This is a genomic window from Neisseria subflava (assembly GCF_024205705.1).
Taxonomy (GTDB): domain Bacteria; phylum Pseudomonadota; class Gammaproteobacteria; order Burkholderiales; family Neisseriaceae; genus Neisseria; species Neisseria subflava_D.
The window spans coordinates 1,254,845-1,265,942 of record NZ_CP073115.1; the positions used below are offsets into that span (position 1 = coordinate 1,254,845).

9 protein-coding genes are annotated in these 11,098 nt (G+C 49.6%); 4 read left to right on the forward strand and 5 right to left on the reverse strand.

The genetic code is table 11. The annotated features are described in order from the left end of the window. Window positions 1-62 precede the first annotated feature (62 nt). The 4 genes from lpdA (at window position 63) to KCG54_RS06075 (ending at window position 4,923) form a co-directional block, all read left to right on the forward strand. Window positions 63-1,835 carry a dihydrolipoyl dehydrogenase gene (gene lpdA / locus KCG54_RS06060; RefSeq protein ID WP_254323675.1) on the forward strand — a complete coding sequence of 591 codons (1,773 nt, stop codon included), beginning with the start codon at window positions 63-65 and terminating at the stop codon, window positions 1,833-1,835. 89 nt (window positions 1,836-1,924) lie between these two features. Beyond that, on the forward strand, window positions 1,925-2,263 hold the full coding sequence (locus KCG54_RS06065) for a P-II family nitrogen regulator (protein ID WP_003683576.1): 339 nt from the start codon (window positions 1,925-1,927) through the stop codon (window positions 2,261-2,263). A 406-nt stretch (window positions 2,264-2,669) separates the two neighbouring features. Further along, window positions 2,670-4,046 (forward strand): UDP-N-acetylmuramate:L-alanyl-gamma-D-glutamyl-meso-diaminopimelate ligase, encoded by a 1,377-nt coding sequence (gene mpl / locus KCG54_RS06070; RefSeq protein WP_254323676.1) that lies wholly within the window; start codon window positions 2,670-2,672, stop codon window positions 4,044-4,046. 223 nt (window positions 4,047-4,269) lie between these two features. Beyond that, window positions 4,270-4,923 carry a DUF1287 domain-containing protein gene (locus tag KCG54_RS06075; protein ID WP_254323677.1) on the forward strand — a complete coding sequence of 218 codons (654 nt, stop codon included), beginning with the start codon at window positions 4,270-4,272 and terminating at the stop codon, window positions 4,921-4,923. A 178-nt stretch (window positions 4,924-5,101) separates the two neighbouring features. Here the strand turns inward: KCG54_RS06075 and KCG54_RS06080 are convergent, their stop codons facing one another. The 5 genes from KCG54_RS06080 to KCG54_RS06100 form a co-directional block, all read right to left on the reverse strand. Continuing rightward, window positions 5,102-8,032, reverse strand: a complete 2,931-nt coding sequence (locus tag KCG54_RS06080; protein WP_254323678.1) for a class I SAM-dependent DNA methyltransferase — start codon at window positions 8,030-8,032, stop codon at window positions 5,102-5,104. A gap of 118 nt (window positions 8,033-8,150) precedes the next feature. Then, entirely contained in the window at window positions 8,151-8,279 is a 129-nt protein-coding gene (locus tag KCG54_RS06085) for a FeoB-associated Cys-rich membrane protein (protein WP_003683546.1), read from the reverse strand. After that, window positions 8,276-10,144: a ferrous iron transporter B gene (gene feoB / locus KCG54_RS06090; protein WP_254324992.1), complete on the reverse strand. Its 1,869-nt coding sequence runs from the start codon at window positions 10,142-10,144 to the stop codon at window positions 8,276-8,278. The genes KCG54_RS06085 and feoB overlap by 4 nt, the downstream gene beginning before the upstream one ends. A 27-nt stretch (window positions 10,145-10,171) precedes the next feature. Next, window positions 10,172-10,441: a FeoA family protein gene (locus KCG54_RS06095; protein ID WP_049344802.1), complete on the reverse strand. Its 270-nt coding sequence runs from the start codon at window positions 10,439-10,441 to the stop codon at window positions 10,172-10,174. A 351-nt stretch (window positions 10,442-10,792) separates the two neighbouring features. Continuing rightward, entirely contained in the window at window positions 10,793-11,062 is a 270-nt protein-coding gene (locus tag KCG54_RS06100) for an HU family DNA-binding protein (protein WP_070625332.1), read from the reverse strand. Window positions 11,063-11,098 lie beyond the last annotated feature (36 nt).

Here is an 11,098-nt window from a genome sequence, read left to right on the forward strand (position 1 = left end):
ACGGCCTTTTTACTCAGGCCGTCTGAAAAAAGAAGTCCGAACATCATTCAGAAAGATTAGACATGAGCTTAGTTGAATTAAAAGTGCCCGACATTGGCGGTCACGAAAACGTAGATATTATTGCGGTTGAAGTAAATGTAGGTGACACCATTGCCGTGGACGATACCCTGATTACTTTGGAAACCGATAAAGCGACTATGGACGTACCTGCCGAAGTTGCAGGTGTCGTTAAAGAAGTTAAAGTTAAAGTGGGTGACAAAATCTCCGAAGGCGGCTTGATTGCAGTCGTTGAAGCCGAAGGTGCGGCTGCCGCTCCTAAAGCCGAAGCACCAGCTGCTCCTGCACAAGAAGCCCCTCCTGCTCCTCAAGCTGCTCAATTTGGCGGTTCTGCCGATGCCGAATACGACGTAGTTGTATTGGGTGGCGGCCCTGGCGGTTATTCTGCTGCATTTGCCGCTGCTGACGAAGGCTTGAAAGTTGCCATCGTCGAGCGTTACAAAACTTTGGGCGGCGTTTGCTTGAACGTCGGCTGTATCCCTTCCAAAGCCCTGTTGCACAACGCTGCCGTTATCGATGAAGTACGTCACTTGGCTGCCAACGGTATCAAATACCCTGAGCCTGAACTCGATATCGACATGCTGCGCGGCTACAAAGACGGCGTGGTTTCCCGTCTGACCACCGGTTTAGCAGGTATGGCCAAAGGCCGTAAAGTAGACGTTATCCAAGGCGACGGCCAATTCTTAGATCCGCACCACTTGGAAGTGTCGCTGACTACCGGCGACGTATACGAGCAAGCGACTCCTACCGGCGAGAAAAAAATCGTTGCCTTCAAAAACTGTATCATTGCAGCAGGTAGCCGCGTAACCAAACTGCCTTTCATTCCTGAAGATCCACGCATCATCGATTCCAGCGGTGCACTGGCTCTGAAAGAAGTACCGGGCAAACTGTTGATCATCGGCGGCGGTATTATCGGTCTCGAAATGGGTACGGTTTACAGCACTCTGGGTTCTCGCCTGGATGTTGTTGAAATGATGGACGGCCTGATGCAAGGCGCAGACCGCGACTTGGTTAAAGTATGGCAAAAACAAAACGAATACCGTTTTGACAACATCATGATCAACACCAAAACTGTTGCTGTTGAGCCTAAAGAAGACGGTGTTTACGTTACCTTCGAAGGTACAAATGCGCCTAAAGAGCCACAACGTTACGATGCCGTACTGGTAGCTGCCGGTCGTGCGCCTAACGGCAAACTGATCAGCGCTGAGAAAGCCGGTGTTGCCGTAACTGACCGCGGCTTTATCGAAGTGGACAAACAAATGCGCACCAACGTGCCGCACATCTACGCTATCGGCGATATCGTCGGTCAACCGATGTTGGCACACAAAGCCGTTCACGAAGGCCACGTTGCCGCTGAAAACTGTGCCGGCCACAAAGCCTACTTCGACGCGCGCGTTATTCCGGGCGTTGCCTACACTTCTCCTGAAGTGGCATGGGTTGGTGAAACCGAGTTGTCTGCCAAAGCCTCCGGCCGCAAAATCACCAAAGCCAACTTCCCATGGGCTGCTTCTGGCCGTGCAATTGCCAACGGTTGCGACAATGGTTTCACTAAGCTCATTTTTGATGCTGAAACCGGCCGCATCATCGGTGGCGGTATCGTTGGTCCTAACGGTGGCGATATGATTGGCGAAGTCTGCTTGGCGATTGAAATGGGCTGTGATGCAGCCGATATCGGTAAAACCATCCACCCACACCCAACCCTGGGCGAATCCATCGGTATGGCTGCGGAAGTGGCATTGGGCGTATGTACCGACCTGCCGGCTCAGAAAAAGAAATAAGTTCACTCAAATAAAATTTGAACGAACTTGATGGAACAAAGGCCGTCTGAATGTTTCAGACGGCCTTTTCGCAAATAAGGAGACTCAATATGAAAAAAATCGAAGCTATTATCAAACCTTTCAAACTCGACGATGTACGCGAAATCCTGACTGAAATCGGCATTACCGGCATGACTGTTAGCGAAGTGAAAGGCTTTGGCCGCCAAAAAGGCCATACGGAAATTTATCGCGGCGCAGAATACGCGGTTGATTTCCTGCCTAAAGTAAAAATCGAATTGGTATTGGCTGACGATAAAGTCGATCAAGCTGTTGATGCCATTTTAGAAACCGCACATTCCGGCAAAATCGGTGACGGTAAAATCTTTATTTATCCGGTTGAAGAAGCCATCCGTATCCGTACCGGTGAACGCTCGGAAGCAGCGCTTTAATAGAAATCGCAAAATACAGAATACAAATGCCGTCTGAAAAAAGTCATGACTTGTTTTAATCAAGACTTATTTCTCAGACGGCATTATTTTAATAACAACAACCATCCATTTTCTAAAGTCTATCCAAATAAACTGGTTACCGAAAACCTCACGCCATCAAGTATGGAGGAATTCAAGGCAATGCTTCCCTTGACCTTCATGAACGACTTTACCGTATCAAATAACTCTTTCCAAAAAATAAATTACCCAATCCCATACTTAAAAACCTCAACGCCCTACTTCTAAAATCAAATCCCCCATATTTTTCCCTATTCTTAATTGCCGCTTTACTTTTCAGACGACCCCTTTATCCAAACTCCGTTATAATGACGGCTTTAAAATTAATTTATCCAAAGACAGTCTTATCATGAAACACATCCACATTATCGGTATCGGCGGCACATTTATGGGCGGCGTAGCGGCTATTGCCAAAGAAGCAGGTTTTAAAGTCAGCGGTTGCGACGCCAAGATGTATCCGCCGATGAGTACCCAGCTTGAAGCCTTGGGCATTGACGTACACGAAGGCTTTGATGCTGCTCAATTAGACGAATTTAAAGCCGATATTTACGTTATCGGTAATGTTGCCAAACGCGGCATGGATGTGATTGAAGCCATTTTGAACAAAGGCCTGCCTTATACTTCCGGCCCACAATGGCTGGCTGAAAACGTATTGCACCGGCACTGGGTACTCGGCGTGGCAGGGACACACGGCAAAACGACCACAGCCTCCATGCTCGCATGGGTCTTGGAATATGCCGGACTCGCGCCGGGCTTCCTCATCGGCGGCGTACCGGAAAACTTCAGCGTTTCCGCCCGTCTGCCGCAAACGCCGCGCCAAGACCCTAACTCAAAATCCCCATTCTTCGTTATCGAAGCCGACGAATACGATACCGCCTTTTTTGACAAACGCTCCAAATTCGTGCATTACCGTCCGCGTACCGCCGTGTTGAACAATTTGGAATTCGACCATGCCGACATCTTCGCCGATTTGGGCGCGATACAGACCCAGTTCCACCACCTCGTACGCACCGTGCCGTCTGAAGGCCTCATTGTCTGCAACGGCCAGCAGCAAAGCCTGCAAGATACTCTAGACAAAGGCTGCTGGACGCCCGTAGAAAAATTTGGTACCGAACAAGGCTGGCAGGTTGGTACCGTCCATGCCGACGGCTCGTTCGACGTACGCCATCACGGCGAAACAGTCGGACACGTCGCGTGGGAACTGATGGGCGAACACAACCGCATGAACGCACTCGCCGTTATCTCTGCCGCACGTCATGCCGGCGTCGATATTCAGACGGTCTGCGAAGCTTTGAGCGCGTTTAAAAACGTCAAACGCCGTATGGAAATCAAAGGTACGGTAAACGGCATCACTGTTTACGACGACTTTGCCCACCACCCGACCGCCATCGAAACCACCATCGAAGGCCTGCGCCAACGTGTCGGTAATGCCCGCATCCTCGCCGTCCTCGAGCCACGTTCTAACACTATGAAACTCGGCACCATGAAAGCCGCCCTGCCCGCAAGCTTAAACGATGCAAACCAAGTATTCTGCTACGCCGGCGGCGTGGACTGGGACGTCGCCGAAGCCCTCGCGCCTTTAGGTGACAAACTGCACGTAGGCAAAGACTTCGATGCCTTTGTTGCCGAAATCGTGAAAAATGCCGAAGCAGGCGATCATATTTTGGTCATGAGCAACGGCGGTTTCGGCGGAATACACGGAAAGCTGTTAGAAGCCTTGAAATAAGCCTTCTTCAATAGCCAAGGCCGTCTGAAAAGTTTTCAGACGGCCTTTTATCATGTGCCAATTTTAAATCTATATTTACGAAAAATGTTTTGGTAATACCCAAATAACACTCATCTATTATTTGCCCGTACATACTTGCTCAAGACCATTTTCCCATTATGCATTGCCAACCCACCCAAAAATCTGATAATAATGCAGACAACATCTAAGCCGTGCATATATCATGAAACACAAAATAGCCTTTAAGCCCATAGTTCTTAGTATTGCGCTTTCTATCCTTCTGATTACAACAGTTGTATTTTTTGCCCGCAATCACAATTCTATCCTAAGTATTAATACCGATTTCCTACAACAAGAAATTACCGAACCCGAAGAACCATCACCGCAAATCGTACAATCTGCGCGCAACCAAATTGGCAAAACCCTTCGTTACGACCCTGCTTACACCAAGCTCAAATATCCAATGGGCGATGTACCGATGGAAAAAGGCGTTTGCACAGATGTGGTCATCCGTGCATTGCGTGAGCAAAATATCGATTTACAAGAGCTTGTTCATCAAGATATGAGTCGGAATTTTTCCGTCTATCCGAAACGCTGGGGTTTGAAACAACCTGATACCAATATCGACCACCGCCGCGTCCCTAACCTAATGACTTATTTCACGCGTCAAGGCTGGGCCGTTCAAGATGCAGACTATCAAGCCGGAGATATCGTAACTTGGGAACTAAAAGGCAACCGTCCCCATATCGGCATTGTCTCTGACCGCAAAATCGGCGACAGACCCCTGATTATCCATAATATCGGTTCGGGAACCCGTGAAGACGATGTCCTCTATCGCTACACCATCACCGGACATTTCAGACTTCCCGTTCAATAAATCTTAGTGCTAAGTCCTAGATACCTAGTTTTGAATCTGAAAAGCCATAGAGCAATAAAAAAGGCCGTCTGAAAAGTTTTCAGACGGCCTTTTTGTTATGAAATAATGGGATGGGGAAAACCGATATTTTCGGCGAATCAAGTTTGGCTATAAACCAAGCCGGATTTGCCGTTTGCCTTTATTTGGATTTTTTGGGCGGCTTGGTGTTTTCGCTTTCTATTGCCTTTCGGTATAGATCAAACAGGAAGGCAACGCGTTCTGCCTCGTCGTCGGTGTTTTTGCCTTTTTTGTAGCCGTAAGCTTTATCGACGGCTTTGTCGAGGGCGGCGTGTGCTTTGACGAGGTCGGGATAGCCTGCGTCGGGCGCATAAAGTTCGGCGAGCGTAGGGGGAGGCAGATCGTCAGCAAGCGCATCGGCGCGATATTTCTCGCGAATGTCGAAGATGGCTTGGGCGGCAGCTTCGATGGCAGAACGGAGGGGATTGTTTTCAGACGGCCTTGGCGTTTCGCCTTTTTTGCCCGAAGCTTCCTGACAGGCAGTTTCGTCATCGTCGGGTTTACAGCAGCTTTCTGGGAAGGGAAAGTTGTTGTACACGACGGTATTAGAGTAGCGGTAACGACTTTCCAGGCGGCCTGCAACGGTACGCATAAAGGCATTGTGCATGGTTGAGCAGAGGATGCCGAAGTGGTAGAGGGTGGCGTTTGGAAGCATAAACGATGAATCGCTGATGATGATTTGATGCGACAGATAACCGATGGGGACGAAACGGCGGCTTTCAGAAGATACGCGTGGAATAATCAGAAAATTGCCGTCTGAAGGCTGGCGGATTTCGTCGAAGAGCCACGAGGTAGCCGCTTTTTTCTGCGTGGCGGCTTTTCTGCTGGCTTCGCGCATGGCTTTGACCGCCAGAATACGGGCTTGGACTTTGGGCATCTGTTTCAGGTCGTGATTGCGTTTGACGTCGGATACGCCGTGAAACCACAGGCACCAACGGGTTTTGCCGTTGATAAATTCCTCGGCGCCGATAAAGGGGCGGATGTATTGTTCCGCTAATGGTTCGGCGGCAATCAAAGCTTCTTTTTCATCAGTGGAAAGGATAAGGTTGCCACCGTCGGTCGGTTGATTGCCTTTGCACATTTCATTTTCCCTGCTGATTTGGGTTTTGCGCTTGGTAATAATCAAATCGGGCGCATCAATCAGATAAGGATTGATGTTGGCTACGGCGTGTTTTTGGGGTTCGCCTTTGATGTCGGGATAGTCGTAGAGGTATTTGGGCAGAGCGGAATTTTCTGAAGCGTTTGCGCCACAGTTTTCAGACGGCATTTGCGGCTTTTGGCGGAAGCCGACGATGATGCAATGGACGGCGGCTTTGCCTGCGGCTTGGCTCGTCCATTGGAAGGTACGGTGGGCAAAGTTGATTTCGATGCCTTGGTTCAAAAGGCTGCCCCAAAGGATTTCGACCTGCTGGCCTTGGCAGATGGAATTGGTGGAAACGAATGCCGTCTGAACTTGGGGATTCTGCGCCATGATGCCGGCAGCTTTGACATACCAGTTGCAGACGTAATCCAACAGGCCGTAGCCTTTGATATTGCCGCAGATGCTTTCGAGGTCGTTTTTCTGCTCTTTGGTTTGGTAAGTCGAGCCGATAAAGGGCGGATTGCCGAAGATGTAGTCCGCCGCCTGCCAAGGTGTGCGAAGGCTGTTGGCGTGGATGACTTCGGCGGCATCTTCGAGCGGCAGCGTATGGCAGGCGACTTCGCCGTCGAAGCGGATTTGCGTGCGGATGTTGCATTGGTGGTTTTTGAGCCACATGGCGGTACGGGCGATAAGGACGGCGAATTCGTCTATTTCGATGCCGTGGAATTGTTTCAGACGGCATTGGACGGACGGGCTGTCGAATAAGCCGCCTGCTTTGTCTTTGAGGGCTTCGGCGATGATGTCGTCTTCAAGGGCGCGGATGCGATCGTAGGCAACGATAAGGAAATTGCCGCAGCCGCAGGCCGGGTCGAGGAATTGCAGGTTTTGGATTTTTTGGTAGAAGGCGGCGAGTTTTTTGGCTTTGTCGCGTTTGAGGGCTTTGACGGCTTCAAATTCGGCGCGCAGGTTTTCTAAAAAAAGGCCGTTGATGACTTTGTCGATGTTGGCGGCTTCGGTGTAGTGTGCGCCTGCTTCGCGCCGCTCTTGCGCGTCCATGACGGATTGGAAGAGTGTGCCGAAGATTTCTGGACTGATGTTGCGCCAATCGAAATTGCCGCAGTCGATTAAGGCGCGGTGCTGCTTGGCAGTGAAGTCGAAAGTGCGCAGGCGTTCTTTGAAAAGGCCGCCGTTGACGTATTCAAAACCTTTAAATTTTTCGCTTTGGGTCTTGCTGCGCTTTTGGTCGGGTGTGTTGAGGAATTCAAAGAGTTGATTGAGCTTGTCGCCGAGCGTATCGGCCTCTTTGCAGCTTTCTAAAAAGTCTTGAAAGAGGTAGTTGCGCTGGAAAACGGCGCTGTCGTCGGCAAAAAAGAGGAAAAGCAGGCGCGTGATGAAGAGCCTGAGTTCGTGTTCTTCGTAAATGCCCTCTTCCTGCAAGGCATCGTGCAGTCTGCCAATGGCCGTCGCCGCTTGAATGTTGGCCTCTTCTTGAATTTGGCGGACTTTGGCTTCGATGCCGAACATAAAGTCAAAAACGCCGCGCGTAATGTATTCGGGCAATGCTTCCAACGGGAATTGCCATTGGTTTTCCGCGCTTTCTTGAGGCTCGCGACGATAAAGGTGGAAATGGGCAAAATCGCTGACGGCGTAATATTCAGGTAAGGCAGACGGCTTGGTGCGCTCGATTTCCTGCAAATAACGCTCCGCCTGTTCTTTGGCTTTGGCTAGGTTTTTGTTGGCGGATTTGTGTTCTGCCAAGAAGATGCCTTCCCAAAAGACATCGACAAATTGGGTGTTGTTGCTCGGGTCTTTAACGGCATATTCGAAGTGGACGACGTTTTTGCGGTCAATGCCGAAAATCGCAAAAAATTCATTCCAAAAAGTGTCTTTTTCACGGCGTTCATCGGTTTGGTTTTTATAGTGGTCGGCGAAATTTTGTGCAGCGCTTTGGAGTTGGAGCAAGGTTTTCATGACTTTATGGAATGAATGTATTGTGTAAATGGATGGGGCGTTATTATAACGGTTTGCGTTAAAAAGGTCGTCTGAAACCTCTTTTCAGACGACCTTTATTCTTTCTGGTTATCAATATTTAACCGCAACCACCACATTTGCCACAGCCGCTGCTGCAGTCGCGTTTTTTCGGTTTGAACACGAATTTTCGCAAGAGGAAGAATACGCAGGCGAGCATAATCAAGCCGACGATAATATATTGAGTCATGACGATAATATCCTTGAAGAAATTTGGTAAACCACGAATGCGGCAAAATAAGCCATCAGGAACAAATAGCCTGTAATCATAAGCATATTTTTCGTGGATTTGGTTTCGCGTTTAATTACGGCCAAAGTCGCGGCACACATCGGAGCATACACATACCAAGCCAAGAAGGCAAAGGCAGTCGGCAGGCCCCAGTTGTTGTGTATAATAGGAATCAAAGCGTTTTGTACTGCATCTTCAGACGACGCGCTGACGGCATAAACGGTACCCAATGCGGCAACGACTACTTCGCGCGCGGCAATACCCGGAATCATGGCGATACACATTTCCCAAGTAAAGCCTAAAGGTGCAAAAAACGGCTGAATAGCATGACCAAGCGTACCTGCCAAGCTGTAATCGATGGCGGCACCGGTTGCGCCTTCAGGCGGTTGCGGCCAGCTTACCAAGCCCCACAGAACCACGGCCAACGCAAAAATGATGGTACCCGCGCGTTTCAGGAAGGCTTTTACCCTATCCCACAAGCTGGTCATGATGTGTTTGAAGTTAGGCGTACGGAAAGTCGGCAATTCCATCAAAAGCGGGAATTGTTGCACATTGCCTTTCATCCGCGCCAAGCGTTTCATGATATACGCTGCCAATGCGGCCGACAGAATGCCTACGATATAAAGAATAAACAATGTCAGGCCTTGCAGGTTGAAAATCCCACCCACTGTACGGTCAGGAATAACAGCGGCGATAATCAGCGCATACACCGGCAAACGTGCGGAACAAGTCAGCAACGGCGCAACCGCGATGGTAACAAGGCGTTCGCGCGGGTCGTTAATGGTTCGCGCCGACATCACGGCAGGAACGGCACAGGCAAAGCTGGACAAAAGGGGAATAAACGAACGGCCGGACAAACCGCTTTTTGCCATGATGTTATCCAACAGGAAGGCTGCACGCGGCAGATAGCCCGAGTCTTCCAAAAGCAGGATAAAGGCAAACAAAATCGTAATCTGCGGCAGGAACACCAACACGCTACCCAAACCGGCAATGACGCCGTTGACGAGCAAGTCGCTGAGGATGCCCGGCTCCATGTTGGCGCCTATCCATTCGCCCAGCGCGGTAAAGCCGCCTTCGATGGCGTCCATAATCGGCGCCGCCCATGTGTAAACCGCTTGGAACACCATAAACAGGATGACCAGCAGCATAATCATGCCCCAGACGGGGTGCAGCACGATGTCGTCGAGTTTTTTGTGCCATGCGGGCAGCGTCATCTGGGTGCGTACCACTTGTGCCAAAATCGATTCGACTTCTTGATAAAGTTTGTCGCTATCCAGCGCATCGAGCGTGCGTTCGGCAGAGGTGGGGTTTGCGGGGAAAGAGCGTTTGCGCGGCAGCTTCGCCACGGCTTCGCGTACAGCCTGTACGCCCGACGCGCTCACTGCAACTGTTTCCAAAACAGGTGCATCCAACAACTCGCTCAGTTTGGCCGCGTCGATATTCAAGCCCCTTTTGCGGGCCACGTCGCTCAAATTCAGCGACACCACCATAGGCAGTCCCAGCGTTTTCAGTTCCAAAATCATGCGCAGGGTCATACGCAGGTTGGTCGCGTCGGCAACGGCAATAATGGCATCGGGCGGAATGCCCATCTTGCCTACCATTACATCTTTCGCCACCGCTTCGTCTGGGCTGGTCGTGCGTAGGCTGTATGTGCCCGGCAGGTCGATAATGCGGACGGCCTCGTCGTCGAGGAAGGCGCCCTCGCGCTTATCGACAGTTACGCCCGGATAATTGGCAACCTTGGCATGTGAGCCGGTCAAACCGTTGAACAAAACGGTTTTGCCGCAGTTTGGCGCGCCAATCAAGGCAAAATAGCTTAGTTCCATCATTTTTCCTTATTCTTTCAGACGGCCTTAAACGGCCTCAACGATACGACACATAATCTTCCCGGCCTCTTCCAAACGCAGGGAAAATTGAGATTGGTTACCCAAACGTACCGCAAACGGGCCTCTCCCAAAACCACCCACGGCAATCACTTGCAACGGCATTCCGCTGGAAAAACCCAAATCTGCAAGGCGACGGGTTACCAAGGTATCCAAATCACCAAAAACAGGATTGGAAACGATGGAATCAATATGTACGACTGCGCCTTTTTTAAGGCGCGACAAAGGAATGGTAGACATAAGCCTCTCTTTTCATTTGTTTTTAAAAATCAGATTATTAGAAATGTGAGAAGTGCTGACGAATGTGTGGCACATTTGAAAGGTTGGTTATGAGTGGCTATTCGCTACTTCTTTCAATAAGTGCGGTTTGTTTTGAATACTGTTATTGTTTCCCTTAATGATAAGGTATATAAATATAAAAATCAAATGTAACAAGATAAACTAAAAAGGCTAAAATCCTTTTATCATTAGGATTTCAGCCTTTTTATGCACTCAACAAACTAAAGGCCGTCTGAAAGGTTTCAGACGGCCTTCAAAATAAAAAACCGAATCAAATCGGTTTTTTATTCCCATTCAGGGAAAGACTCTAAATTACAGAGCGTCTTTCAATGCTTTACCGGCACGGAATTTAGGAGTTTTAGCAGCAGCAATAGTCAAAGGCTCGCCAGTTTTTGGGTTGCGGCCTTGACGTTCGGCGCGTTCGCCGACGTAGAAAGTACCGAAACCGACCAGAGTAACAGTGTCGCCGCTTTTCAATGCGTTGGTTACGGCATTAGTAGTAGCATCCAAAGCTTTTTGCGCAGCAGATTTGGAAATGCCGGCTTCTTGAGCAATTGCTTCGATCAATTCAGACTTGTTCACAATTAGTCCCTTCCTATCGTATAAAGATGATGAAAT

What these genes read in the sequence shown, in the direction of transcription:
- KCG54_RS06095 (WP_049344802.1), bottom strand. Translation starts at nt 10,441, where the DNA reads ATGTCTACCATTCCTTTGTCGCGCCTTAAAAAAGGCGCAGTCGTACAT.
- feoB (WP_254324992.1), bottom strand. Translation starts at nt 10,144, where the DNA reads ATGGAACTAAGCTATTTTGCCTTGATTGGCGCGCCAAACTGCGGCAAA.
- KCG54_RS06075 (WP_254323677.1), top strand. Translation starts at nt 4,270, where the DNA reads ATGAAACACAAAATAGCCTTTAAGCCCATAGTTCTTAGTATTGCGCTT.
- lpdA (WP_254323675.1), top strand. Translation starts at nt 63, where the DNA reads ATGAGCTTAGTTGAATTAAAAGTGCCCGACATTGGCGGTCACGAAAAC.
- KCG54_RS06085 (WP_003683546.1), bottom strand. Translation starts at nt 8,279, where the DNA reads ATGACTCAATATATTATCGTCGGCTTGATTATGCTCGCCTGCGTATTC.
- mpl (WP_254323676.1), top strand. Translation starts at nt 2,670, where the DNA reads ATGAAACACATCCACATTATCGGTATCGGCGGCACATTTATGGGCGGC.
- KCG54_RS06065 (WP_003683576.1), top strand. Translation starts at nt 1,925, where the DNA reads ATGAAAAAAATCGAAGCTATTATCAAACCTTTCAAACTCGACGATGTA.
- KCG54_RS06080 (WP_254323678.1), bottom strand. Translation starts at nt 8,032, where the DNA reads ATGAAAACCTTGCTCCAACTCCAAAGCGCTGCACAAAATTTCGCCGAC.